The sequence below is a fragment of the Actinoplanes sp. NPDC051343 genome, assembly GCF_044455125.1.
GTDB lineage: Bacteria > Actinomycetota > Actinomycetes > Mycobacteriales > Micromonosporaceae > Actinoplanes.
This window is the reverse complement of record NZ_JBITEL010000003.1, coordinates 139,068-165,029: the sequence shown is the minus strand read 5'-3', so window position 1 is coordinate 165,029 and position 25,962 is coordinate 139,068. Positions and strand designations below refer to the sequence as shown.

Below are 25,962 nucleotides of genomic sequence, written 5' to 3'. Positions count from 1 at the left end.
CCTCACGTTCTCGGTGACATTTGCGACTTTCGGCCTGACCCGGGCAGGTGCCACGATTCCGGCATGCCCCCGCCGCTGCTCCGCCGGCCCGTCGGCCGGTTCGGCCTGGTGCTGTTGCTCGCGCTGATCGGCGGCTTCGCCGGTCTGATGTACGGCGTGACGGTCCCGCCGCAATACATCGCACGGGCTTATGTGGTCACCAGCGACGGTCCCCCGGTCGAGATAACCGCCCGCTCGGGGTCGGCCACCCACGCGGCGGCCGCGGCCGCGGCGGCCGCCCGCGCCCTGGCCGCCGACGGGTCCGCCCCGGCGGCCGCGGCCGTCCCCACCCATCTGTCCTCGCCCGACCTGCGGTGCGATCTGGTGATCGGCACGTCGGCCGGACTGCTCGCCGGCGCGCTGTCCGCTCTGCTCACCCTCCGCCGCCCGGGCTGCCCCCGCCCCGGCCGCCCCGGCCGCCCCGACCTTGGCCGCCCGGCCACCGCCGAGGGCCACCTACGCGTCTGGCGAGCCCGCTGAGACAGCGGCACGCTCGGCAGCCGCCGCGGGCCGCAGCGTACGGAACAACACGAAGCCGAAGACCGCGCCGACCGTGTTCGAGAACAGGTCGTTGACGTCGAAGTAACGGCGGTTGCCCAGCCCGACCCACATCGCCAACTGGGTGAACTCGATGAGCGCACTCGACGCCAGCGACCATCCGAGTACCCGGCGGATCGTCGCGGCCCGGGGCCACAACAGCGGCACCAGGACGCCGAACGGCATGAACATGACGATGTTGAGCGCGAACCCGACCGGCGGCACCATGAACGGAATCGGTCGCAACACGTCCCACCAGCGCTCGGCCACGCGCCACGACGACGGGACCACGCTGATCGGGAAGATCGTCACGGCGACCACCGCCGTGGCGTACAGGAAAAGCAGACCGGAAAGCGCGACCCGGCAGCGGTTTCGCTGCCGCATGGCCAGGACCGCGAACGGGTACGCGACAAGCACCAGCAACGCCCAGCCGCGGCCGAGGACGGTCGGGAGTTCCACCTACGCAGCGTAACCGATCAGTGAAGCCAGCCGTCCCGGCGGACTATCCGGATCGCGTCGATGCGGTTGCGGGCCCCGGTCTTGGTGATCACGGCGGACAGGTAGTTACGGACCGTGCCGCCGGACAGCGACAGCCGCCGGGCGATGTCGCTGACCGAATCGCCCTCGGCGGCCAGGGCCAGCACCTCCAGCTCGCGCGTGCTCAGATCGCGCTGGACGGCCATCGACGCCATCTGCAGGCGGGGATGGACGATGCGCTCGCCCGCCGCCAGGCGCCGGATCGAGTCGGCCAGGTAGGCCGGCGACGCCTCCTTGAGCAGGAAACTCACCTGCCGGCCCCGGCGCCGCGGCGGCAGCATGCCCCGCTTGGCCGGGTCGCACAGCACCAGCACCGCGCACGACGGCACCCGCGCCCGCACCTCGGCCGCGACCGGCAGCACCTGCCCGACCATCAGCTCGGTGTCGACCACGATGACGTCGGGCGTGAGCGGCGCCGCCGCGCCGGCCAGGTCGCTGTCGAACGGCAGCGTGCCGACGATCTCGAGATCGGACTGCGCGCTGAGCAGCACCCGCACCTCGACACCGAAGTATCCGCTGTTGCGCGCCACGAGCACTCGGATCACGGCACTCCGCCCCCCTCACCGGAAGAGGCTACCCGCCGCAGAAAATCAATCAACTCCTCTCTATACGGCTCGAGCGTCCGCAGGTCAAGGTGCTCGTCCGGCCCGTGCTGCCCCGCCCCGCCCGGGCCGAAGATCACCGCGTCGATGCCGCGCGCCGAGTAGAACCGCCCGTCCGCCGCCCCGTGTTTGCGCAGCAGCGTGCCGGGCGACCCGGCCGCCTCCTGCAGTCGCCGGACGTCGGCGGACGAGGGATCGGCGGAATGCGGCGCCCCGAGGCTGTCCACGACGACCTCGAGGCCGGAAAGCTCCCGCAGACGGGCCGCGATCGCCTCCTTCGAGCGGCCGGCGAAATCGGGGTCGTCCGGCGGGAACCGCACGTCCAGCCAGGCCGTGGCCTCGGCCGGCACCTGATTGACGGCCCGGTTGCCGGTCTCGATCCGCGCCAGATTGACCGTCGTCCGCCACACCTCCGCCTCCGGCGTCGGATAGCGGGCCAGCACGGCGCCGACGCCGGCCTGGAGCGCCACCAGCGCATTGCTTCCCAGCCAGGGGTACGCGGCGTGGGCCGACCTGCCCCGGGCCACCAGCCGCACCTGCAGGATCCCCTTCGACTCGGCCACCACGCGGAGCCCGCTCTGCTCGCCGATCAGCACGAAGTCGGCGTCGACCTCCTGATGGGCCGTGCCGTCGTACCCGCCGACCTCCTCGTCGGTGACCAGTTGCAGGCCGAGCGGGAAGGGCAGCCGGCGGGCGGTGTCGCGAAACACCTCGGCGAGGACGAGAGCGGCCGCTTTCATGTCGTGCGCGCCCCGCGCGTACAGGAAAGGCCCGGCCCGCCGCGGCCGGAACTGCTCCGCGGAGCCCGGCACGACGTCGAGATGCCCGTTGAACAACACCCGGAAGTGTGGCCGCTCCGGCCCGGGATAGAGCAGCGCCGACGGCTTGCCGCCCGACTCGAACCGCTCCACGGTGAACCCGGGCCCAACGACCCCGAGCACGAGGTCGAGCGCCCGCCGCAGATCCTCCGGCCGGCCCGCGGTCGACCGGATCGCCAGCAGCCGCAGCAGCGCGTCGGTCACCGCTTCGCGGTCAGATCGAGGACGACCTTGCCGAGGGCGGCGCCGGAACCCACCGTTTCGTAGGGCTCGGTGCTCGTGTCCCAGTCGTACACCTCGGGATGGACGATCGGGGTCAGCCGGCCCGCGTCGGCCGGGCGGGCCGCCTCGGTGAGGATTTCGCCGTGGCGGGCCCGGCCCTCGCCGGTGATCAGCGGCAGCAGCGTGAAGACGCCGGAATAGCCGGCGCCGCGGAAGGAGAGCGGCGCGAGGCTGTGCGTGCCCCAGCCGAGGATGCCGACCAGGGCGTTCATGGTGGCGGTCATGCCTACCAGCATCCGTCATCGGCACCGGCCCCGGATCAGGCGCGGCCGAGAGTCGAGGCGAAGACGTCATCGACCGCCGACGGCGCGGAAACATCAAAAGCGGAGCGTACGGCGGCAAACTGAGATCATGTTTCCCGATCCGCCGGCCCGGCCGCTCAAGCGCTGTGCCCGCTGCGGGCATCTGACCCGGGCCGACCGGATGGTGAAGGGCTTCGGCCGCGACTGCGCCTCGATGCTCGGCCTGGTCGGCGGCACGATCGACGTCGGTCAGCGGGGTCCCGATCTGCTCGACGTGCTGGCCGACGAGTCGGACGACGCCTGCGACGGCTGGGACCGGGAGTGGCGGCGGGCCGCAGGCGCTTAGTCCGCCTGCTCAGACTCGGTGTACGCGGGCGATCAGGGAGACTCCGGGCAGGTTCTTGACCGGCAGGTAGCGCTCGGCCCGGATGATCGTGGAGAGGGCGGCGTTGAGCAGGGCCGGCGGCCGGTCGTCGATGTCGCTGCCCTCGGAGTGCCGGCGGTGCCAGGCGGCGACCGGCCGGAGCAGCACGTTCCAGCTCCAGAGCGACTGGATGACGAAGCCGGCCCCTTCGAGCAGCCGGCGGAAACCGTCCCGGTCGTAGCGGCGGAAGTGGTCGCAGGCGACGTCGTGGGACGACCAGAGCTTCATGTCGGCCGGCACGGTGAAGATGGCGGTGCCGCCGGGCCGCAGCACGCGGTGGCACTCGGCGGCCGCCCGGACGTCGTCGTCGACGTGCTCGAGCACCTCGAACGCGGTGAGCAGGTCGAATTCGCCGTTCGCCCAGGGCAGGCGGCGGACGTCGGCCCGTACCGCGTCGAAGCCCCGGCTCCGCGCGATCTCGACCGCGGTCTCGGAGAGGTCGGCGGCGACCGGGCTCCAGCCGAACTCGCTGAGCACGGTGGTGTTGCCGCCGCCGGCCGCCCCGATGTCGAGGGCCCGCCGCGGGGTGCCCATGCGGCGCAGTTCGCGAGCGAGCAGGTGCCGCTTCTCGCGGAACCACCAGTGGTCCTCTTCCAGGTCGGTCATCTGCCGCACCAGGGTTGCCTGCATGCCCACACTCCGTTCCGTCTCATAACGGAACGTAGCGAGAAGATCGGCGGCCGGTGGGGAAACGGGCACTTCCGATCACCACCATTGACAGTCTTCATTGCTCGATGACAGCGTTGTCTTACAACGTTGGAAGGAGTCGGAAGTTGCCCCGACGATGGACCGCCGGCACCGCAGCTCTTCTCATCGCATCAGGTCTGATGCTCACCGCCACCACACCCGCCGAGGCCGCGAAACCGAGCGCGACGGTAGCCGCCGGTAACGCCCGCTTCGAGGTTCTCTCCCCCACCCTGATCCGCACCGAGTACTCGCCGAGCGGGCACTTCGTCGACGCAGGCACCTTCAACGTGGTGGGACGCAACGCGTTCACCCCGCCGAAGTTCACCAGCACCACCAGCAACGGCTGGCTGACCATCGACACCGGACAGGTCACGCTCCGCTACAAGACCGGCTCCGGGCCGTTCACGGCCGACAACCTCACCGTCCAGTTGCACAGCGGCTCGCAGAACGTCGACGCGGCACCCTGGGCGGGGCACGGCACTCCCGACTGCGCCTTCGGCACTCTCTGTGAGGCCGAGAGCATGGCGCTGCACGGGCCGTCGGTCGCCACCGACCACAGTGGGTACACCGGGCGCGGCTTCGCGGCCGGCTTCCAGTCGACCGGCGACGGGCTCAGCTTCGGGGTCACCGCCCCGGCCGCCGGCAGCTACCAGCTCGACCTCCGCTACGCCAACGCGACCGGCGGCGACGGCCAGAACACGACCCGCACGCTGACCGTTGCGGTCGACGGCGGCGCCGGGCAGAAGCTCAGCCTGCCGCCCACCGGTTCCTGGGACACCTGGGCCCTGGCCACGCTGCCGATCAGCCTGCCCAGCGGCCGGCACGAGGTCACGATCCAGCGCACGGCCACCGACTCGGGCAACGTCAACGTCGACAGCCTTGCCGTCGTGCGGCCCGGGGACGCGTACCCGGCACCGGCGCAATCGGCGCCGAAACCCTGTGCCTTCGGCAATCTCTGCGAAGCAGAGACCGGGAACCTGGCCGGCGGCGGCCGGACCGCGGCGGACCACAACGGCTTCTCCGGTACGGCGTTCGTCGCCGGCCTGGAGCACGCGGGGGCCGCCGACACGCTGACCGTCACCGGAGTTCCCGCTCCCGGCAGCTACCGGCTGCAACTGCGGTACGCCAACGGCAAAGCGGGCAGCCAGCCCCTGCAGTCGCGCACCGTGGCCGTGCAGTCGGGTACCCGCGCGCCGGTGACCGCGACCCTCCCGCCGACCAGCGGCTGGGACTACTGGCGCACGGTCAGCGTGCCGGTCACGCTGTCGCCGGGCACCAACACGGTCGCCGTGCAATGCCCGACCGACACCAGCTGCAACGTCAACATCGACACCGTCGCCGTGGTGCTGCCCGCCGCACCCCTGCTCGCGCCGCACGCCCCGCTCGGCGGCTACCGGCGTGGCCTGGACGGCGTCGACGGCGGTGCGCTCACCCAGCCCGGCCTGCTCTACCAGGACGGCTGGAGCCTGCTCGACGACAGCGCCTCGGCGCTCTTCGACCCGGCCACCGAGAAGGTCACGCAGCGGACGGAGAACGAGCAGGACGGGTACGTCTTCGGCTACGGCCAGGACTACGCCCGCGGGCTCAAGGAACTGTCCACCCTGACCGGCCCGACCAAGCTGCTCCCGCAGTGGACCTACGGCGTGTGGTACTCCGAGTACTACGACCGCACCGCGGCCCAGTTCGAGCAGATCGTGTCGCGGTTCAAGTCGGAAGGCGTGCCGCTGGACGTACTCGTCGTCGACACCGACTTCAAGACGCCCGACCAGTGGAACGGCTGGGAGATCGACCCGACCAGGTTCCCCGACCCCAAAGCGTTCTTCGACTGGGTGCACGCGCAGGGCCTGCACACCACGCTCAACATCCACCCCAGCATCCTTGGCAGTGACCCGCAGTTCGCCGCGGCCCAGGCGACCGCCAAGGGCAAACTGCAGAAGACCGGCTGCAACTCCAGCCCCGACTGCTACACCTTCGACTGGGGCGACCCCGACCAGCTGAACGCCTACCTCGGCCTGCACAAGCAGATGGAGCAGCAGGGCGTCGACTTCTGGTGGCTCGACTGGTGCTGCGACAGCTCGAAGTCGTCGCTCGCCGGCGTCACCCCGGACTCGTGGATCAACCTGCAGTACGCCGACCGCAACGGCTTCGCGTTCTCCCGGGGCTACGGCTCGCTGCAGGCCGGCGGCTACGGCGGCCCGACCGCGGTGCCGACCGGACCGTGGGCCGAGAAGCGCACCACCCTGCACTTCACCGGTGACACGATCTCGGACTGGGACACCCTGCAGTACGAGGTCGGCTACACCCCGGGCGAGTCGGCGTCGACCGGCCTGGCCGCGGTCAGCCACGACATCGGCGGTCACACCCAGGGCCTGAACCAGTCGCCGGGCGCCGAGCCGGGGAGCACCAAGCTCCCCGACGACCTGTACGCCCGGTGGGTGCAGTTCGGCACGTTCCAGCCGATCGACCGGCTGCACTCCAACCACAGCGACCGGCTGCCCTGGCAGTACGGGCCGGCCGCCAAGGCGAGCGCCGAGAAGTTCCTCAACCTGCGGGAGAAGCTGCTGCCCTACACATACGCGGCAGCCAAGAACGCGACCGCCACGGGACTTCCGATCGCGCGGCCGCTCTACCTCGCGTACCCCAGCCAGCAGGAGGCATATGCCCTGGCCGGCGCCGAATATCTCTACGGTTCCGACTACCTCGTGGCGCCCGTGACCACACCCGGCATGGGTGCGGTGACCACGTCGGTCTGGTTCCCGCCCGGCAACACCTGGAAGGACTACTTCACTTCAGAGGTACACCAGGGCGGCACCACCGCTCAGGTCACGACCACGCTCGACACGATGCCGGTGTTCGTGCGCTCCTGAATTTCCTCCAGTCGACCGGCATGCCGCCGATGAGAGACGACATGCCGCAAGACGTCGTGCAACTGCTCGAGCGCGCCCAAGCCGGGGACGCGCTCGAGGTGCGGGCGGTCGCCGCCGATCTCCTGGCGGCGGATCCGTCGGCCGCACACCACTTCGTCAACGTCGTCACCTACATCGCGGAGGCCGACCCGGCGGGCTCGCTCGCCGCGCTCGAACCGATGCTGGCCGCGGCTGTCCTTGAGGGCAGCCGCGGCTGGCAGGCGTGTGCCCTGGGCTCCCGCGCCGCCGAGCGGCTCAAGCTCGGTGCGTCCGACCCGGCGGCCTACGACATCGACGCCTCGCTGCGCGACCTGGTCGCGGCCGAACGGCTGACCGGGGGCGAACCCGACCCGGTGGCCGCGGTCAACGCCGCCGTCGCGATCGCCATCGGCTGGTACGAGCTGCGCCTCTACGAGCTGGTGGAGCCGCAGTTCCGGGCCGCGCACGCGATGAGCACGGCGCACCGGGAGCAGAACGGCAACTGCTCGATGTGGCTGTTCAACCTGGCCGAGCTGCACCTGCGCTGGGCGCTCGAGCTTTACCAGGTCGGCCAGATTCAGCCGGCCGAGGAGCACACCACCGAGGCCGAGCGATATGCCCTGCAGGCGGCCGCCGAGGTCTCCGGGCCCGACGCCTGCACCTGGCGGGACATGGCGCTGCTGGCCGCCGCCTGCTCACGCGCCGACCGGCACGACCCGGCGGGCGCCGCCGCCGCCATCTCGCGGTTGCTGCCGATTCTGCAGGAACGCGGTCTCAGCCCGGCCGCGCTGGCCTACGCCTGGCCGTTCTACGGGGTCGCGCTGTCGCGTTCCGGGCGCGCCGAGGAGGCGCTCGAGGTGATGGAGCGGGCGGTCGCCGACCTGCCGCCGGAAGCCGACTGGCTGGTCAAGGCCAGCACCCATCGCACCTACGCGGTGCTGCTGAATCGTCGGGGGTCCCGGGAGACCCCCAGCACCCTCGCCTACGGCGACGCCCTCGCCGCCACGCTCTGGCTGCAACGGCAGCAGACGCTGCACGCGGCCGAGACTATCCGCGACCTTCAGGCTCTGCGCGCGCGGCACGAGCAGGTCGCCCGCGCCGCCGAACTCGACCCGCTGACCGGCATCGCCAACCGGCGCGCCTTCGACCGCGCGGTCGCGGAGGCCCGCGGCCGGGCGACGGTGCTGGTCATCGACACCGACAAGTTCAAACAGATCAACGACACCAAGGGGCACGCGGCCGGCGACGACGCGCTTCGCGCGATCACGGCCGCGCTCGCCGCGCAGGTCCGCGAGGAAGACCTGATCGCCCGGCTGGGCGGCGACGAGTTCGGCGCGCTGCTGCCGGGAATCGGTTCGGCGACCGGCGCCGAGATCGCCCGCCGGATGGTACGCGCGGTGCGTGACCTGCCGAACTGCCCGGCAACCGTGAGCATCGGGGTGGCCGACGGGCCGGCCCTCGAGCTGCCGGCCGCCCTGATCCAGGCCGACGCCGCCATGTACCAGGTCAAGCGCTCGGGCGGCGACGGCGTCGAGGTCTGCAGCACGGACGCGACCGCCCGGGCCGCCTGAATCTAGCTGGTCTTCTTCGGGGTCTCGGTGACGTCCTTCAGAGCCATCGCGCCGACCACGTTCTTGTCGGCGTTCCACTTCTGCAGCGTCGAGCCGCTGCACTTGCCGACGTAGATCTTGCTGATCAGGTTGACCGCCTGGTAGATGTCGGGCGTCGCGGTGGTCGGGTCGCGCGGCTGCAGGCAGTTAACGCCCGTCTGGTCGACGATCGTGTAGCTCGTCGCGTAGTGCATGGTGTGCCCGTAGACGGTCCACTGCTGGGCCGCGGTGCCGTCACAGACTTTCGTCGTGACGTACTGGTAGAGCGCGGTCGACAGCGGGCTCTGCAGGCAGTACGAGACAGGCGTGGCCGGCGAGGTCGAGGTGTCCGGCCAGGTCATGATGATGGGCCCGGTGACGTGGTTGGCGTCCGTGCCCTCTTTGCTGGGATCCGCGGCCGAGGGCAGCGCGGGGAACACGTAGCGCTGGTTCCACAGCACGTTGGCCGGGTTCGGGTTCTGCTTGCAGGGCCACGCGATCATGTACGCGGCGTTCCGGTTCTGGCCGGTGTCGTCCAGGCAGCGGCCGAACTGGTTGTAGTTGATCAGCTGGCCGACGTACTTGCCGGGCTTCTGGGACCCCGCCTGCCCGGCACCCACGTTCGCGTCGGCCGAGAACGTGTTGACGTTGTTGTACCCGCCGGCGCAGGTCTTGTTGAGAATGACCGCACTGCCCGGGGTGTCGGGGTTCTGCACGTTCAGGCAGTACCCGTCGGTGTTACTGCCGACGTTGTTGCTGCCGACGAGGTTCGCGCTGTCGTTGAAACTCCACATCTGCCGGTACAGGGCCGGCGTATCGCTCTGGCACGGCTGCATCAGCACCGGGATGGTGACCTTGGTCGGGTCCGCCCGCGGGTAGCCGCCGGCGTCCACGCACATGCCGAACGGGCGCGCCGGTGTCTGCGAGGCGACCAGGACGAACTGGAGACTCTCGGCGTACGCCCACGTCTGGGAGGTGCCGCCTGCGTTGCAGAACTGCACGGTGAGCGGAGTGCCGGGGGCCGGCTCGGCGGTGCCCGCATCGAAGCAGAGGTCCTTGAGGTTGGAAGCGTTGCGATAGACGTGGACGAGGCCACCGGAGATGTTGGTGTTGTCGGTGTGCACGACGTAGGTGCCGCGCAGTTCCCGTTTCGCCGTCTCACCCTTGACCGCGGTGCCGATCGAGTCGAACAGGGCGAAGGCCGGACCGGGATTCTTGGCCCGGGCGTCGGTGCAGGCGATCAGGCCGTCGGTGGTGTCGACCGGTTTACCCTGCGGGTCCTTGCCGAAATAGCTGATCGTCACGACGTACGACGCCGTGCTGCCGTCACCGAGGCTGCCCTTGAGCGGGCCGCACGGAAGCAGCGAGGTGTCGCCCGCACCCTTCGCGTCCACGGCTCCGCGTACGGCGGCCAGGCCGACGTCGAGGCCGGCCTGGGCGGCATGCAACGCCTGCACCCGCCGGGCTTCGAAGTCGCCGGTCTTCACCTGGGTGATCACCATGGCGGCCAGCGTGCCGCTCAACGTGACACCGACGGTCACCACCAGCATGGCCAGCGGCATGGATCCACGGTCGCCGAGTCGTCTCATGACGGGATTCCTCTGGCCTCGGTGCAGGTGGCGGCGTTCGGGTCGTCACCGTTGTTGGTCTTGCCGGCGGTGGCGTTGAGCGCGGTGAAGGTGACGTCGGTCTTGCGCGTGGTGCCGCCGGTCGTGGTCGTGCCGCCGCCGCTGCCGCCGCCCAGCACCGCGCTCACGGTGAGCCGCAGCCGCTGGAAACGGAAGCCGGTTATCCCGACCTTGTCCGGCAGGAGCGTGGTGAACGGCACGCCCGAGGTGACGACGTCGGCCAGCGTGGTCCAGGCGGTCGGCGCCGGCGGGTCGACGTTCTTGGTCCACTGCCGGCGCTGCAACTGGTTCGTCGACGTCCGCAGGCGCAGTTCCACGCAGGTGTCCACGTTGTTGACGCTCAACAGGTATTCGACGTAGTTGTCGCCCTCCACCACGGCCGGGGTGCTGATCGACCGGGCGTACCGGACCTCCTGGTCGAGGCGGGCGAAAGCGGTGGTCACCTGGGTCTGCGCCGCGGCGGTGTTGTCGGTTTCGTTGACCGAGTGGTAGATCTCGGTGATGGCCGAGGTGGCGAGGACCGTGATCACCGACATCAGCCCCATCGCGACCATGACCTCGATGAGGGTCACGCCGGCGTCGCCCCGCCGCGTCATGACACCTTCCAGGTGCTGATGGTGCGGCTTGCGGTCCGCGAACCCGCGTCGGCCGACGAGTCGGTCACCGTGAGCACCACGTTGGCGAAGGTCTTGGCCTGGGTCGGGGTGCCGCTGATGGTGCCGGTGGCCGGGTCGATGGCGAGGCCGGTGGGGAGGTTGGTGGCGCTGAAGGAGACGTACGGCGGGATGCCGCCGGCGGCGGTCACCGTGACCGGTGTGATGGCGGTGCCGGCCTTCGAGGCGGGCACGGTGAACGTGCCCACCGACAGCGGCGTGACGGTCCAGGTGAAGGACCGCGTGCCGACCTGCTTGAACGAGTCGGTGACGCTGACCGTGACCGTCGTGCTGCCGCCCACGTTCGGGGTGCCCGAGACGGTGCCGGTGGCCGGATCCATCGTCAGGCCGGGCGGCGTGCCGGTGGTCCAGGTCGCTGTCGGGACACCCGACCACGACCACGTGTAGGGCGCGGTGCCGGTGAACGGCGCCGTGCCGGTGCTCTTGGTGACCACGAACGTCTTGGTGTACGCGACGCTGCCCGGCGTGGTGAGGGTGCCCTGCGACGGGATGGTCGGCAGGTTGTTGACGACCCAGCTGAACGAGAGGTAGTCCTCCTGGGCGCTCGCGTCGGTCGCGGTGAGCTGGGTGCTGAAGATCGCGGCCACGGTCGGCACGCCGCTGACCACGCCGGTGGTCGGGTCGATGGTCAGGCCGGTCGGCAGTCCGGTGGCCTTCCACGTGACGCCGGAGCCGCTGGCCGCGAACGGCACGCTGACCGGGACAGACATCTCGTTGGTCTGCGTGACGGCCGGCGAGGTGATTTTCACGCGCTGGATCGAGTCGCGGATGCTGAACACCGGTTCCTCGGTCTTGCTGCTGATCAGCGACGTCGTGACGTACGTACATCCGGCGGGACACAACCGGTCGGTCCAGCCGACCGCGACCACGATGCGGTACAGCGGGGTGTTACTGGCGCCTGCCAGCCCGGGCACACAGGCCTGGCTTCCGTCGGCCGCCGGTGGGGCGAGACCGCACTTGCCGATGAACCACTGCTGCTGGTAAGGCACCCCACTGATCACGAGCGGATTGGACGCGGTGGGCAGGGCAGCCGTCGGACCGGCTCCCAGCGCGGCACCGTCGTCCCACGCCAGGTATGCCTCGGCCAGGGTCGCGTTGCCCAGGACGGCCGTGTTGCCGTTGCCGGCGAGGAGCGTTTTCACCTCGGCCGGCGCGGCCACCGCCTGGTCGACGGTGCTCTGCGGGTCGCGGCCGGTGAGCAGCGCGTTCGCCTGAATGGCCCGGACGCGCTCCATCGCGTCGTCGGCCGCCTGAATCGCGGCCTGCCGGTCGCTCTGCTGGTTGTTGACCCGCATGGTGGTCACGAACATCGGGGAGAGCGACAGCATCATCGTGCTGATGACGGCCATCGCCACCATGACTTCGAGAAGGGTGAAGCCACCGTCGGAGCGCAGGCGGGTCCTGATCATCCCTCGTGCATCTCCTCTTCCCGGCCGGAAGCGGGTGGTCATCTGCCCATTCGGCAGGACGGGCGGCCTTTTTAGGGCGATGACCGACTCTGCTCCGGGCTGCGGCGAAGCAGCGTGGTCAGGGCATCGATGTCGCGGCCGAAGGGGCGGTCGGCGGTGCCCGGCGGCAGGAGCGCGGCCGCCCGCTCCAGAAGGTCGGCGGCGGGCAGCGAAGCGCCCAGCGACCGGGCCTGGTGGATCGCGAGCAGTTCGCACGCCGACACCTCGCGGAGCCCGTCGACGGCCTCGCGCAGACATTCGGCGGCCTCGAACGTGAAGCTCTGCGCGTCCTCCTGGCCCAGGGACGTCTCCATGGCACCGACCAGGGCCGGCATCGCGAAGCGGCGCAGCCGGTGAGCCACCCCGACCGCCCGCTTGTGCACGGTGGCCATGCCGGCGTGCCGGCCCGGGGTGTCGGCCAGTTGGCGGGGCAGGCCGGTGCGCGCGTCGTCGAGCAGGCGGTGCAGGCGGGTGGCGCCCAGCTCGGCCAGATGCACCAGCGCGGTCGTCAGGGCCCCGCAGGCCGCGGTCAGCTCGGTTCCGGCGAAGCCGGCGGTTCCGACGAAACGGCCGTCGAGAAACGCCGGGGAGTCGGTCACCGTGTCGAGCGAGCGGCCGACCGCGTCTTCGAGGGCCTGCACCGAACGCAGGGCGACCGCCAGCGCCGGGGCCGTGACGCGGAACGAGACCGGAGCCTGCAGGCCGCGCGCCGGGGCGTCACCCCGGGCGCTGCGAAGTGCCGCCAGCACTCCGGCCAGCTGCTCGTCGCCGCGGCCCAGCGAAGGGTGGAGCGGGTCGAGGCTCGCCCCGACGATCGCCTGCTCCAGCCCCGAGACGGTGACGACGTGGGCGAGCAGGGCGCGTGTCGCGACGGCGGCCACGGCGGCCATGCCGGTCAGGCCGGGCACGCCCTCGAGGAAAGCCACGCCCTCCTTGGCCTCGAACGGCCGCGGCTCGAACTCCGGTGAGGCGACCACGAACTCGCCCGCCCCGATCAGGGCCGCTCCGAGATGGGCCAGCGGGATGATCTCGCCGGCCGCCCCGGAACCCCGGGCCGGCACGGCCGGCACGACATCGAGGTCGAGGAGGGAGACCAGCTTGAGGCAGAGCTCCGGCGAGGCTCCGGCCGCCGGGTTCATGAGAGTACGCAGGCGCGCCGCCACAACCGCACGGGCGTCAACCCGCTGCAACCACGGCGCCGACCCGACCGCCCGGCCCGACATCAACGTGTTTTGATGCTGCGCCTGGGCCTCGGCGTCCAGCCGTACGCCCGAGAACGCGCCCATCCCGGTGTTGACGCCGTACACCGGGTCGTCGCCCTGCAGGGCGGCGAGCATCGCCGCCCGGTCGGCCGCCAGCTCGTCGAGCAGCGCCGGGGCCAGCTCGATCGTGCGCACGCCCCGGGCGACCTCGTCGATCACGTGGAGGTCGAGTTCGGCCGGCCGCCGGATGATCATGGGCAAACCTTACGTCGGGAAAAGACTCAGGACGCCACGGTACGGGCCGATAGGTGTCAAGGGGGTGTCATAGGATCGCCCGGGTGTACCCGGCCGCCTATCGCCGCCCCCCGACGTGGTGGTGGTTCCTGATTCCGGCCCTGTCCCTCGGGTTCGGAGCGTTCGTCAGCGTCTTCATCGGCGCCACCACGCTGAGGTCGCGGCCGCAGATGTTCGCCGCCGGTGGCTACCTGCTGGTCAACGTGGCCTATTTCGGCATCGCGGCGCTGAACCCGGCCGGCCCGGGCGACGGGCTGCTCGGTGAACCCAGCAAGGTGGTCAGCCTGATGGCGTACCCGTTCCTTGCCATCACCTGGCTGTTGGGCACCCTCCACACGCTCTACCTGCAATGGGCTGCCTCGAGGACACCGATGCCGGTACCGGCCGACCCGGCGATGGCCGTCGCGGTCCACCGCGCGGCGATCCGGGCGCACGCCCGCCGCCTGACCGAGACCGATCCGGCCATGGCCTGGGAGCTCAAGATCGGGCGGCCCGACCTCCCGGGGCGGCAGTACGACGACGGCGGCCTGGTTGACGTCAATCACGTGCCGGCCGGGTGGATCGCGTACTCGCTGCAGATCCCGCCGTACCTGGCCGACCGGATCGTGGCCGCGCGGCAGCGCCCGGGCGGCTTCCGGTTCCCCGAGGAGCTCATGATCCATTGCCCCGGAATGACACCCCAGCATCTCGCCGTGATCCGGGACTTCCTCTTGTTCCGTCCGCTCTGACCGAGCAGAGTGGTGGCCAGTGATCGGCCGGTTTCTGGCCGGAGGCCGTTACCGTCGCGGCGAGCCGCTCGTTGAGCGATGCAGCGTCACCCTGTCCACCCCTCGGACCCCATGGAATGAAGCCGATGGAAACCCCCCGTGCGGCGATCACCGTCATCTCCGCGCTGGTTCTTGCCGGTGCCGTGATCGTCGTGCTGGTGCTGCTCCCGCCCGCCGCCGCGGCCGGGCTGCTGACCGCCGGCTCCGCGGTCTTCGCCGCCCTGATCTTCCGCGCGGTCGTGACCGGCCGTTCGGCCGGACCGCGCCCCCGCGCGCTCGCCCTGGCCGCGGGCCTGGCGATCCTGGCGCCGGCCGGCGCGGCCAGCGGTGTCGCCGCCCTCGTCGCCCCCGACGCGCTGGTCGCCGGCGGGGTGCCGCTGCCGGCCGAGATTCCCCTGGTCAGCCTGTTCTTCGTGGGTGGCCTGCTGGTGCCGGCGGTCCTGCGCCCGCATCAACGCCGCGACCTGCTGGGCCGGCTGCGGTTCGCGCTCGACACGCTCGGGGTGAGCGCCTGCCTGGTGTTCCCGGTCTGGCTGCTGTTGTTCAGCGGCAACGAGCCGCGCGGCGCGGCGGTCACCGCGCTGATCTTCGGCGGCGGGGCGGCGGCGATCGTCGCGGTGGCCGGGGCGCACGCCGTGCGGCACCGGTCGGCGCTGCAGTGGTGCGCACCCGGCGCGGCGCTCGCCCTGGTCGCGCTGACCGCGCTGGTCATCGCGCAGGATTTCACCGGCGAACCGAACGCGTCGACTGCCGCCCTGGCCGCGGCCGGGGCGAGCAACGTGGCCGCCGCGCTGCTCTGGCACGGTTCGGTGCGGATCCGGCCGGACGTACGCCCGATCCCGCACGCCGGCAGCGAGCCGCCGGCCGGGCTGCCGCTGCTCACCGTGCCGATGCTCGGCGCCGCGCTGGTCGCCATCTTCCACCTGGTCAACGGCGGCGGCCTCGACTCGGTGTCGATCGTCGTCGGGATCACCGGGATCACCGCGGTGGCAGCCCGCGAGTGGGTGTCCTCGATCGCACTGCGGCGGCACGCCGCGCACCTCACCGACCAGGGCAACCGGCTGCGCAACCTGGTGTTCGGCTCGGCCGACGTGGCCATGGTGCTCGACGCCGACCTGGCGGTGCGCTGGCAGTCGCCGGCCGCCGCCCGCCAGTTCGGACTCTCCGATCAGGACGTGCTCGGGCGTACCGTCCCGGCGCTGGTCCACCCCGATCAGGCCGACGCCGTGCACGCCTACCTGCGGGCGCGGATGTCGGAGAAGGATGCGCCGGAAAAGCTGGCGGTGCGGCTGCGGGACGGCTTCGGCCGCTGGCGGGACACCGAGTGGACGACGAGCGGCGCCGACCCGGCCGAGCCCGGGCAGACCCTGGTCGTGCACGTACGCGACGTCGGCAACCTGCGCGACCTCGAGCAGTCGCTGCGCGAAGCGACCTCGCTCGACCCGCAGACCAGCCTGGCCAACCGCGAGGGCCTGCGCCGGGCCGGTGAGCTGATACCGGACGCCGGCGCGGTGATCGTCATCGAGCTGGCCGGGCTGACCGCGATCGGCGACGTGCACGGTGCCGACCTGGCCGAGGTGGTGGTGGCCGAGGCGGCCCGCCGCCTGCGGACCGGGGTGGACAGCGCGGACGTGCCGGCCCGGCTGAGCGAGAACCGGTTCGCGGTGCTGACCCGCTGCGGCGCCGTGCGGGCCCATCTGTTGGCCAGCCAGCTGGTCAACGCGCTCACCGCGCCGTACACGGCGGCCGGCACGGTCGCCCATCTCTCGGCGTGGGCCGGCCTCGCCGACCTGGTGCCTGCGGCGGGCACCGACGAGGTCATCCGCCAGGCGGTGCTGGCGCTGCGATCCGTCCGCTCGGGGCCGCCGGGCGCCGCCGAGTGGTACGACGAGCAGATGGAGTCCCGGCTGCTCCGCCGGTCCACCCTGGAACAGGATCTTCCGCTGGCGGTCGCCCGGGGTAACCTGGAGCTCACGTTTCAGCCGGTCGTCGACCTGTCGAGCAATCGCGCGGTCGGCGTCGAGGCGCTGGTCGACTGGCGGCACCCGACGCTCGGCCGGGTGCCGGGCACCGAACTGCTGGCGCTGGCCGACGATCTGGGCCTGCTCGGCCAGGTCACGCAGTGGGCCCTGCACCGTTCGTGCCGTCTGCTGCTGAGCTGGCGTGAGCGGCACGAGTCGCTGTGGCTGGCGCTCAACGTGCGCCCGCGCGCACTCTCCGACCCCACCTTCCAGGCCGGCCTGCACAACGCGCTCGAGCTCTTTCAGATCCCGCCGGCCGCCCTGGTCATCGGCATCGCGGAGCGCGACCTGGCCGAGCCGTCGGCCGACGACCTGGCCGGCCAGCTGGGGCGGCTGCGGGCGGACGGCATCCGCACGGCGGTCGACCACTTCGGGGCCGGGCCGACCTCGCTGAGCCGACTGCGGATCCTGCCGATCGACCTGCTGAAGATCGACCGCGAGGTCTTCGACACCTCCCAGGCGGGCGCGGTCATGGACGTGACGGTCGCGCTGGGACGGCGGCTGGGCCTGGAGATCATCGCCGACGGCCTCGAGAACGAGGCCGATCTCGAGGCCGTACGCTCGGCCGGGTGCCGCCTCGGCCAGGGTTCCCTGCTGGGCCGGCCGATGTTCGCCGAGCACCTGGAGGCCTTCCTAGGCACGGGCGGTGCTGCCTCGCACCACTAGGCGCGGCGTCTCGGTGCGCACACTGAGCTTGCGCGACGGGTCGGCGATCACCTCGAGGAGGCTCTCGGCGACCTGGGCGCCCAGCGCGTACGTGTTGCGGGACAGGCACGTCAGTGCCGGGTGGACGATGCGGGTGAGCACCGAGTCGTCGAACGAGACGATGGAGAGCGCCTGCGGCACGGGCACGCCCATCTCCAGCGCGACTCCGAGGCCGGCCGCCGCCATCAGGTCGCTGTCGTAGACGATCGCGGTCGGCGGCCGGGGGCGGGAGAGCAGCGTACGGGTGGCGGCGGCGCCCTGGGCGTCGCTGAAGTCGGTCGGCAGCGACTCGCTCGCCTCGAGACCGCGGGCGGCGGCGTGCTCGCGGAGCGCCTGCATGCGGCGGGCGGTGTGCTGATAGATCGGCGGGCCGGCGACGTGGGCGATCCGCCGGTGGTCGAGGGCGGCCAGATAGTCGACGATCGTGATCATCGCTTCGTGGTCGTCGGCCCAGACGCTCGGCAGCAGCCCGTCCTCGGCCGGGAGCCCGAGGGTGACGACCGGGATGCCGAGTTCGCGGACCACGGCGATGCGCGGATCGGACACCTGCTGGTCGACCAGCACCAGCCCGTCGACGCGATGTTCGGAGGCCCAGTCGCGATAGAGGGCGATCTCGGCGCCGGTGTCGCGCACCAGTTGCATCTGGACGGCGATCGAGCGGTCCGAGAGCGCCTCCTGCATGCCGTACAGGATCTGGGTGTAGAAGTGCTCGGAGCCGAGCGTCCGCGGATCGCGGGCGAGCACCAGGCCGACCGCCCCGGCCTGCGAGCCACCGAGCGCGCGGGCCGCCCGATGGGGCCGCCAGTTCATCTCGCGGGCGACCTCGAGGATGCGCGCGCGGGTCTGCTCGCTCACCCCGGGCCGGCCGTTGAGCGCGAACGAGACCGCGCCGGGCGACACTCCGACGCGTTTCGCGATGTCGGCGATCGTCGGACGATTGGCCACGGCACGCTCTCATTGGGATACACCGATTTAGAACGACTGTAGTGCGCCGACATCGATGCATGTAAGTCATTGACTATATCGCTTTAGTTGCCGACGATGGCTTCGCCGACCTCTGGAGGAGCCATGCGATTCAGGCACGCCGCCGTCGCCGTACTGGCCACGATGACCCTCGGGCTCGCCGGCTGCGGCGGATCCGACGACAAATCCACAAGTGACAGCGTCACTGGCACTGTCACGCTGCAGACCTGGGCCCTGACCCCGAAGTTCACCGACTACCTCAACCAGCTGATCAGCGGGTTCCAGGCGAAATATCCGGGCACCAAGGTGCAGTTGCTCGACCAGCCCGGCGACGGGTACGCCGACAAGGTGCTCTCGCAGGCGGCGTCCAACACGCTCCCCGACGTGATCAACCTGCCGCCCGACTTCGCGCTGCCGCTCGCGCGCCAGGGCCTGCTCAAGGACATCAGCAAGGGCGCCGGAGTGGATCTCAAAGCCACCTACGTCGCGGGCGGCCTCGACGCCTACCGGTACAGCGGGCTGGGCGATGCCGTCTACAGCTACCCCTGGTACCTCAACACCGACCTCGACTACTGGAACACCAAGCAGTTCAAGGCCTGCGGGCTCGACCCGGCCAAGCCGCCGGCCACCACCGACGAGCTGTTCGTGCAGGCCGCGACCATGCACGCCAAGTGCCCGGACAACTTCCTGATGAGCCGCAAGCCGGACGCCACCGACTTCACCCGGGCCGGCATCCCGATCCTCAGCGACGACGGCAAGAAGTTCGTCTTCAACACCGACCAGGCGGCCGCGCTCGTCGACCGCTACAAGGACGCGTACCAGAAGGGTTTCCTGCCCTCGAGCGTGCTCAACAGCGACTACCAGGGCAACTCGAAGCTGTTCACCCAGGGCAAGGTCGCCTGGAGCACCGGCGGAGCGACCGGCCTGGCCGACTTCCAGAAGGACAACCCGAGCCTCAAAGGCAACATCGCGGTCACCAACGCCCTCGACACCCCGCCGCTGTACGTGCAAGGCGTCAGCGTTTCCGCCAAGAGCAAGCACCTGGCGACCGCCACCGCGCTGGCCGAGTGGGTCACCAACGCCGACAACCAGAACAAGTTCGGCCACCTGGTCAACATCTTCCCGTCGACCACCGCGTCGGCCTCCGACCCGTACTTCGCCAAGGACGACGGCAGCGAGCTCGCGCACGCCCGGGTGCTCGCGTTCAACGAGCTGAAGACCGCGAAGTCGCTCGCGCCGTACGAGCTGAACTCCGACATGCAGACCGTGCTCGACCAGCAGATCGCCCTGGCGCTGAAGGGTTCGACGACCAGTAGGAAGGCACTCGACGACGCGGTGGCCAAGCTCAACCAGATGCTCTCCCGGCAGAAGTGAAGAGAAACCGCTGGTTCACGCCGTGGGTGCTGGTCGCACCGGCGCTCGTCTGGCTGCTGTTCTTCAGCGTCTGGCCGTCGATCAACACGCTGCGGTTGTCGTTCACCGACGCGAAGCCGCTCGGCGGGAACGTGGATTGGGTCGGTGCCCGCAACTACACCGACCTGATCCATGACAGCCAGGTGTGGAGCGCGCTGGTCAACAGCGTGGTCTACATGGTCGTCTGCCTGCCGCTGCTGACCGTGCTGCCGCTGCTGCTGGCGGTCCTGGTCGAGCGGCGGTTGCCGGGCATCGCGATCTTCCGGACCGCCTACTACGTGCCGGTGATCGCGTCGGCGGTGGTGGTCGGCCTGATCTGGACCTGGCTGCTCGACGACCGCGGCGTGATCAACAACGTGGCGCAGGCGCTGCACATCCTGCAGCACCCGCTGCCGTTCCTGACCGACCGCTGGCTGGTGGTGCTCAGCGCGATCAGCCTGACCGTCTGGAAAGGTCTCGGGTACTACATGATCGTCTACCTCGCGGCCCTCGGGAACGTCCGCAAGGAACTGCACGAGGCGGCGGCGATGGACGGGGCCGGCGCGGTGCGCCGGTTCTTCTCGGTCACGGTGCCCGGCGTACGGGGAACGATGTTCCTGGTCGCGATCCTGGTGAGCGTGGCCGCACTGCGGGTCTTCTCCGAGTTGTTCATCCTCACCGGCGGCAAGGGCGGCCCCGGCGGAGAGGACACCTCGCTGGTGATGCTCATCCAGCAGTACGCGGGTGGGTTCTTCGGCGACCTCGGCTATGCGTCCGCGCTGAGTGTGCTGCTGTTCGTGGTGACGCTCGTGCCGATGGTGGTGCTGGCCCGTCTGAACAGCCGGCGCGAATCATGAAGACGCTCCGCTACTCGCTGCTGGTCTTCGTCCTGCTGATCACGGTCGGGCCGTTCCTCTGGGAGCTGTCGACCTCGCTCAAGGGCGCGGGCGAAGACATCTACACGACGACGCCGCAGCTCATCCCGCACCAGCCGACGTTCGGCAACTACGTCCGGGTCGCCGAGGCCGTGCCGGTCTGGCGTTACATCGGCAACTCGCTGATCGTGGCCGCGCTGACCGTCGGCGGCAACATCATCTTCGCGACCCTGGCCGGCTACGCCATCGCCCGGCTGCGCTTCCGGGGCCGCAAGCTCGTGCTCGGACTGTTCCTGTCGACGCTGGTGCTGCCCGGCGAGGTCACCATCATCTCGCAGTTCGTGACCGTGCGGGACATGGGCTTCGCCGACTCGCTGCTCGGCGTGGCCCTGCCCGGTATGGTGGGCGCGCTCAACGTGCTGCTGCTCTACAACGCGTTCCGGATGCTGCCCGACGACGTCGACCAGGCCGCGATCGTCGACGGCGCGAACGCCTGGCAGCGACTGATCCTCATCGCCCTGCCCGCGGTGCGCGGCACCCTGGCCGTGGTCGCGATCTTCTCGTTCATCGGTGCGTGGGACGACTTCCTGTGGCCGCTGATCGTCATCACGACACCCGGGAAATACACCCTCACGGTGGGTCTGCAGTATCTCTCCGGCACGTTCGTGCAGGACCAGCGCATGATCGCAGCGGGCACCATGATCGCCTTCATCCCGATCGCGGTCATCTTCAGCGTGCTGCAGCGCTACTTCTTCAAGGGCGTCGAGGAGGGTGGAGTCAAAGGGTGAGATTCGGTGTCAACTACACCCCTTCGAACGGCTGGTTCCATTCCTGGCTGGACTTCTCGGCCACCGACACACGACGCGACCTGACCGCGATCGCCGGGCTCGGCGTCGACCACATCCGGCTGATGCCACTCTGGCCGCTGATCCAGCCCAACCGCGGTGTCATCCGGCGGAAGGCGCTCGACGACGTGGCCACGGTGGTCGACATCGCGGGCGACCTCGGCCTCGACGTCAACGTCGACGCGCTGCAGGGCCATCTGTCGAGCTTCGACTTCGTGCCCTCCTGGTTGGAGAGCTGGCACCGTCGCAACATGTTCACCGATCCGGCGGTGGTCGGTTCTCTCGAAGATTACGTGCGGGCACTGACCGCGGCCGTGGCCGAGCGGCCCAACCTGCTCGGCATCACGCTCGGCAACGAGGTCAACCAGTTCGCGGCGGCGCCCCACCCGACGCCCCACCCGGTCACCCCGTCCGGGGCCGCGGAATGGCTGCGCCGGCTGACCGCGGCGGCACGAGCCGAGGCGCCGCCGGGTGCGCTGGTCACGCACGCGATGTACGACGCGGCCTGGTACGACGACACCCAGCCGTTCGAGCCCCGGCACGCGGTCGACCACGGCGACGCGACGATCACGCACTCCTGGGTTTTCAACGGGGCCGCACAGGCGTACGGGGGTCTGGGCCGCGGCTCGACGCGGCATGCCGAATATCTCTGCCGCCTGGCCGCGGCCTGGCATGTCCGGCCGGACCGGCCGGTGTGGTTGCAGGAAGTCGGCGCACCGACCAATGTCGTCGATGATGGCCCGTTATTTCTGGAAGAGACGATGCGGCACGTGGCGGCGGTCGACGGCCTCTACGGCATCACCTGGTGGTGCTCCCACGACGTGGGCCGTGAGCTGCTCGACTTCCCCGAGTTGGAGTACGACCTCGGCCTGTTCACCAGCGACGGGCAGATCAAGCCGACCGGCCGCCGGTTCGCCGAGATGATCGCCCGGCTCAAGGCCGGCGAGGTTCCGGTCGCTGACACCGTCCTGACACTGGTGCTGGACGACACTGTCTACGGCCACCGCGCCGCGGCCGGGCCCCGGAGAGAGTTCTACCGGGCCTGGCTCGACGCGGCCGGCGACGGCCCCGGACCACGGATCACGCTCGCCTCCCACAGCTGAAAGGGACCCCCGTGCACGACGACATCCCGCTCACCGTCGGACGCGCGACCCGCGTCCTCAACGAACGCATCCTGCCCGCGGTCCACCCGTTGTCGGTGCCGCTGGAGGTCGAGGCGCACGCTCTGCCCGGCGAGCCGATCCCGCCCGCCGAGGGGCTCGCGCTCTCCTACGAGCCGTTCGCGGTCGGCTCGTCGTGGGGCCCGGCCTGGGGCACCACCTGGTTCCGGCTGCGCGGCACGGTCCCGCCTTCGTGGGCGGGCAGGCACGTCGAGGTGCTGGTCGACCTCGGGTTCGACCGCAACATGCCGGGCTTCCAGGCCGAGGCGCTGGTCTATCGATCGGACGGCAGCCCGATAAAGTCGATCAACCCGCGCAACCAGTGGATCCCGGTCGACGGCGACGAGGTCGAGCTCTATCTGGAGGCGGCGTCCAACCCGGTGCTGCTCGACTACCACCCCTTCCTGCCGACCCAGGAGGGCGACATCGAGACGTCGTCGCCGCGGCCGCTCTACCAGATCCGGCGGATGGACCTGGCTGTGCTCGACCAGTCGACCTATGAGCTGGCCCTCGACCTCGACGTGCTGCTCGAGGTCCAGGCGACCCTGCCCGAGAGCACGCCTCGGCGCATGCGGATCCTGCAGGCGCTCGACGACGCGCTGGACGCGCTCGACCTGCAGGACATCGCCGGCACGGCCGTGGCGGCGCGGGAAAGGCTGGCCGACGTGCTGGCGTCACCGGCCGAGGCGAGCGCCCACCGCATCTCGGCGATCGGCCACGCCCACATCGACTCGGCCTGGCTGTGGCCGATCCGCGAGACGATCCGCAAGGTCGCGCGCACGACGTCGAGCATGACCTCGCTGATGGAGACCGAACCCGACTTCAAATACGCGATGTCGAGCGCCCAGCAATACGCCTGGATCAAACAACACCGGCCCGAGGTCTGGGAGCGCGTGGTCAAGGCGGTCGGCGAGGGCCGGTTCATCCCGGTCGGCGGCATGTGGGTGGAGAGCGACACGGTCATGCCGACCGGCGAGGCGCTGGTCCGGCAATTCACGTACGGCCAGGGGTTCTTCCGCGACGAACTGGGCGTCGAGTGCAAAGGGGTGTGGCTGCCGGACAGCTTCGGCTACTCCCCCGCGCTGCCACAGCTGATCCGCCGGGCCGGGTTCGACTGGTTCTTCACCCAGAAGATCTCGTGGAACCAGGTCAACAAGTTCCCCCACCACACCTTCCTGTGGGAGGGCATCGACGGTTCGCGGGTGTTCACCCACTTCCCGCCGATGGACACCTACAACTCGCAGCTGTCCGGGGTCGAGCTGGCCAAAGCCACCCGGCAGTTCCGGGAGTCGCGCGTCGCGACGCGGTCGCTGGCGCCGGTCGGCTTCGGCGACGGTGGCGGTGGCACCACCCGCGAGATGACCGGGCGTGCGCGGCGGCTGGCCGACTTCGAGGGCAGCCCGCGGGTGCAGTGGCAGCATCCGGACGCGTTCTTCGCCGACGCGGCGGCCGAACTGCCGCACCCGCCGGTGTGGGTGGGCGAGCTCTACCTCGAGTTGCACCGGGCCACGCTGACCAGCCAGCACCGCACCAAGCAGGGCAACCGGCGCAGCGAACACCTGCTGATCGAGGCGGAGCTGTGGGCGGCGACGGCCGCGGTGCGCACCGGGGCGCCCTATCCGTACGACGAGCTCGACGAGCTGTGGCAGCAGGTGCTGCTGCATCAGTTCCATGACATCCTGCCGGGCACGTCGATCGCGTGGGTCCATCGGGAGGCTGTCGCGGCGTACGCGGAGATCCGCGACCGGACGGAGGCGGTCATCGCGACCGCGACCCAGGTCCTGGCCGGCGACGGCGATCGGGAGATCGCCTTCAACCCGGCCCCGCTGGGGCGCAACGGCGTGGCCGCCCTATCCGCGGCTCCGTCCACCCCGCCGGCCCTGGTCGAGCCGGCGCCGAGGGCCGGCGGTTTCGTGCTGGCCAACGAGCTCGTGTCGGTGACGATCTCGGCCGAAGGACTGATCACCTCGGCAGTCGATCTGACCACCGGCCGGGACGCGATCGCGGCCGGCCAACCGGCCAACCTGCTGCAGCTCCACCAGGACTTCCCCAACAAGTGGGACGCGTGGGACGTCGACCGCTTCTACCGCAACCGGGTCTCCGACCTGCGCTCCGTCGACGTGCTCCGGGTCGAGGCCGGCCGCGTCGTCATCGAGCGCTCGTTCTCTAAATCCCGGGTGCGGCAGGCCATTTCGCTGGCGGCCGGCAGCCGTACGCTCCGGATCGCGCAGGAAACCGACTGGCACGAGACCGAGAAGTTCCTCAAGGTCGCGTTCCCGTTCGACGTGCGGGCCGAGCAGGTGGCGGCGGAGACCCAGTTCGGCTACCAGAAGCGGGTCACGCACACCAACACCAGCTGGGAGGCGGCCAAGTTCGAGGCGTCGATGCACCGCTTCGTGCACGTCGAGGAGCCGGGCTTCGGGGCGTCGCTGGTCACCGACTCGACGTACGGCTACGACCTGACCCGCGACTCCGACCCGGACCGCGGCGTCACCACCACCGTGCGCCTGTCGCTGCTGCGGGCGCCGCGCTTCCCCGACCCGCAGACCGACCAGGGCGCGCAGACGTGCACGTACGGCCTGGTGATCGGTTCCTCGATCGCCGACGCGACCGCGGCCGGCCTCGACCTGAACCTGGCCGAGCGAGTGGTGCCCGGCGACCACGGCTTCGACCCGCTGGTCACGGTCACCGGCGACGGCATCCTGGTGTCGAGCGTCAAACTGGCCGACGACCGCAGCGGCGACCTCATCGTCCGCCTGTACGAGTCACTGGGCCGCCGCGCGGTCGGCACCCTGACCGCCAACGTCGAAACCCAAGAGGCGGTCACGGTCTCCCTGTTGGAGCGCCCGCTCAACGACGAGGTGGCCGTCTCGGGCACTTCGCTCCCACTCTCGCTCAGCCCGTTCGAGGTACGCACCGTGCGCCTGACCCGCTGACGGGCCCGGGCCGACTTCGGCCGCCGCTCAGCCCGCGGACCACGAACTCTGGTCGGCCACCGGCGACCCCGCCCGGCGCCTATCGCCTGGGCTCTCCTACCCCGGCGACCGGGCGGGCGACCCGCTCACTCCGGGAGAGCCCGACCTGTTGGCGCCGGGGCACGGCGGCCCGGGGCATCGACGGGTCGACCGGTCGACGGGTTCAGCGGCCGCATTCCGCCGCCGGCCCGAGCATGCCGGGCACCGACCATCTCAGCGTGCGCACGACGAACCTGCAGCAGCGCACGCGGGCGCCTTCCTGGACGGCAACACGGTCGTCGTCGACACCTCAGGCGGCGGAGCGACCGGTAGAACGGGCGCCGACGGCAGCGGGACGCCGACCACGGCCCAGGCCCGCCGATCGCCGGGGC

21 protein-coding genes are annotated in these 25,962 nt (G+C 70.7%); 11 read left to right on the top strand and 10 right to left on the bottom strand.

Annotated features, from left to right (window positions below):
* Positions 1–63 precede the first annotated feature (63 nt).
* Entirely contained in the window at positions 64–519 is a 456-nt protein-coding gene (locus ACIA5C_RS11380; RefSeq protein WP_396053292.1) for a hypothetical protein, read from the top strand.
* Here ACIA5C_RS11380 and ACIA5C_RS11375 read toward each other — a convergent pair.
* Genes ACIA5C_RS11375 through ACIA5C_RS11360 form a run of 4 tightly spaced genes read right to left on the bottom strand, consistent with a single transcriptional unit; the run spans position 496 to position 3,039 of the window.
* Complete coding sequence (locus tag ACIA5C_RS11375) at positions 496–1,035, bottom strand: VanZ family protein (RefSeq protein WP_396053290.1); 540 nt, start codon at positions 1,033–1,035, stop codon at positions 496–498. The genes ACIA5C_RS11380 and ACIA5C_RS11375 overlap by 24 nt on opposite strands.
* Positions 1,036–1,052: 17 nt before the next feature.
* The gene (locus ACIA5C_RS11370; RefSeq protein ID WP_396053288.1) at positions 1,053–1,658 is read right to left on the bottom strand and encodes a DNA-binding response regulator; all 606 of its coding nucleotides are present in this window, start codon (positions 1,656–1,658) and stop codon (positions 1,053–1,055) included.
* On the bottom strand, positions 1,655–2,737 hold the full coding sequence (locus ACIA5C_RS11365) for a M20 family metallopeptidase (protein WP_396053286.1): 1,083 nt from the start codon (positions 2,735–2,737) through the stop codon (positions 1,655–1,657). Before ACIA5C_RS11365 ends, ACIA5C_RS11370 begins: the two co-directional genes overlap by 4 nt.
* Positions 2,734–3,039: a hypothetical protein gene (locus ACIA5C_RS11360; RefSeq protein WP_396053284.1), complete on the bottom strand. Its 306-nt coding sequence runs from the start codon at positions 3,037–3,039 to the stop codon at positions 2,734–2,736. The genes ACIA5C_RS11365 and ACIA5C_RS11360 overlap by 4 nt, the downstream gene beginning before the upstream one ends.
* Before the next feature lie 127 nt (positions 3,040–3,166).
* Between ACIA5C_RS11360 and ACIA5C_RS11355 the strand changes: the two genes are divergently transcribed.
* Complete coding sequence (locus ACIA5C_RS11355; RefSeq protein WP_396053282.1) at positions 3,167–3,403, top strand: hypothetical protein; 237 nt, start codon at positions 3,167–3,169, stop codon at positions 3,401–3,403.
* Positions 3,404–3,412: 9 nt separating this feature from the next.
* Here ACIA5C_RS11355 and ACIA5C_RS11350 read toward each other — a convergent pair whose 3' ends face one another.
* Positions 3,413–4,111, bottom strand: a complete 699-nt coding sequence (locus tag ACIA5C_RS11350; RefSeq protein WP_396053280.1) for a class I SAM-dependent methyltransferase — start codon at positions 4,109–4,111, stop codon at positions 3,413–3,415.
* Between the two features lie 197 nt (positions 4,112–4,308).
* Here ACIA5C_RS11350 and ACIA5C_RS11345 point away from each other — a divergent pair, with 197 nt between their 5' ends.
* Complete coding sequence (locus ACIA5C_RS11345; RefSeq protein ID WP_396054313.1) at positions 4,309–7,035, top strand: TIM-barrel domain-containing protein; 2,727 nt, start codon at positions 4,309–4,311, stop codon at positions 7,033–7,035.
* Positions 7,036–7,076: 41 nt separating this feature from the next.
* Positions 7,077–8,624, top strand: coding sequence for a diguanylate cyclase domain-containing protein (locus tag ACIA5C_RS11340; RefSeq protein WP_396053277.1), 1,548 nt, complete (start codon positions 7,077–7,079; stop codon positions 8,622–8,624).
* A gap of 2 nt (positions 8,625–8,626) precedes the next feature.
* Here ACIA5C_RS11340 and ACIA5C_RS11335 read toward each other — a convergent pair whose 3' ends face one another.
* From ACIA5C_RS11335 to ACIA5C_RS11320, 4 genes are all read right to left on the bottom strand, one after another.
* Complete coding sequence (locus ACIA5C_RS11335; RefSeq protein WP_396053275.1) at positions 8,627–10,231, bottom strand: hypothetical protein; 1,605 nt, start codon at positions 10,229–10,231, stop codon at positions 8,627–8,629.
* Positions 10,228–10,866, bottom strand: coding sequence for a type II secretion system protein J (locus ACIA5C_RS11330; RefSeq protein WP_396053273.1), 639 nt, complete (start codon positions 10,864–10,866; stop codon positions 10,228–10,230). Before ACIA5C_RS11330 ends, ACIA5C_RS11335 begins: the two co-directional genes overlap by 4 nt.
* Positions 10,863–12,353 carry a putative Ig domain-containing protein gene (locus tag ACIA5C_RS11325; protein WP_396053271.1) on the bottom strand — a complete coding sequence of 497 codons (1,491 nt, stop codon included), beginning with the start codon at positions 12,351–12,353 and terminating at the stop codon, positions 10,863–10,865. The genes ACIA5C_RS11330 and ACIA5C_RS11325 overlap by 4 nt, the downstream gene beginning before the upstream one ends.
* 71 nt (positions 12,354–12,424) lie before the next feature.
* Positions 12,425–13,849, bottom strand: a complete 1,425-nt coding sequence (locus tag ACIA5C_RS11320) for an aromatic amino acid lyase (protein ID WP_396053269.1) — start codon at positions 13,847–13,849, stop codon at positions 12,425–12,427.
* A gap of 83 nt (positions 13,850–13,932) precedes the next feature.
* Between ACIA5C_RS11320 and ACIA5C_RS11315 the strand changes: the two genes are divergently transcribed.
* Complete coding sequence (locus ACIA5C_RS11315) at positions 13,933–14,616, top strand: helix-hairpin-helix domain-containing protein (protein WP_396053267.1); 684 nt, start codon at positions 13,933–13,935, stop codon at positions 14,614–14,616.
* A gap of 125 nt (positions 14,617–14,741) precedes the next feature.
* Entirely contained in the window at positions 14,742–17,342 is a 2,601-nt protein-coding gene (locus ACIA5C_RS11310) for an EAL domain-containing protein (RefSeq protein WP_396053265.1), read from the top strand.
* On the opposite strand, the gene ACIA5C_RS11305 is transcribed toward ACIA5C_RS11310, so the two are convergent.
* A complete protein-coding gene (locus ACIA5C_RS11305; protein WP_396053262.1) occupies positions 17,310–18,326 on the bottom strand; it encodes a LacI family DNA-binding transcriptional regulator in 1,017 nt (338 codons plus the stop codon). The genes ACIA5C_RS11310 and ACIA5C_RS11305 overlap by 33 nt on opposite strands.
* A gap of 123 nt (positions 18,327–18,449) precedes the next feature.
* On the opposite strand from ACIA5C_RS11305, the gene ACIA5C_RS11300 reads away from it, so the two are divergent.
* From ACIA5C_RS11300 to ACIA5C_RS11280, 5 genes are read left to right on the top strand one after another with little or no spacing between them, the layout of a single operon-like run.
* Entirely contained in the window at positions 18,450–19,718 is a 1,269-nt protein-coding gene (locus ACIA5C_RS11300; RefSeq protein ID WP_396053260.1) for an ABC transporter substrate-binding protein, read from the top strand.
* A complete protein-coding gene (locus tag ACIA5C_RS11295) occupies positions 19,715–20,593 on the top strand; it encodes a carbohydrate ABC transporter permease (RefSeq protein ID WP_396053258.1) in 879 nt (292 codons plus the stop codon). The genes ACIA5C_RS11300 and ACIA5C_RS11295 overlap by 4 nt, the downstream gene beginning before the upstream one ends.
* Positions 20,590–21,399, top strand: a complete 810-nt coding sequence (locus ACIA5C_RS11290) for a carbohydrate ABC transporter permease (RefSeq protein ID WP_396053256.1) — start codon at positions 20,590–20,592, stop codon at positions 21,397–21,399. Before ACIA5C_RS11295 ends, ACIA5C_RS11290 begins: the two co-directional genes overlap by 4 nt.
* The gene (locus ACIA5C_RS11285) at positions 21,396–22,559 is read left to right on the top strand and encodes a glycosyl hydrolase (protein WP_396053254.1); all 1,164 of its coding nucleotides are present in this window, start codon (positions 21,396–21,398) and stop codon (positions 22,557–22,559) included. The genes ACIA5C_RS11290 and ACIA5C_RS11285 overlap by 4 nt, the downstream gene beginning before the upstream one ends.
* Before the next feature lie 11 nt (positions 22,560–22,570).
* Complete coding sequence (locus tag ACIA5C_RS11280; protein WP_396053252.1) at positions 22,571–25,552, top strand: alpha-mannosidase; 2,982 nt, start codon at positions 22,571–22,573, stop codon at positions 25,550–25,552.
* Positions 25,553–25,962: the final 410 nt, after the last annotated feature.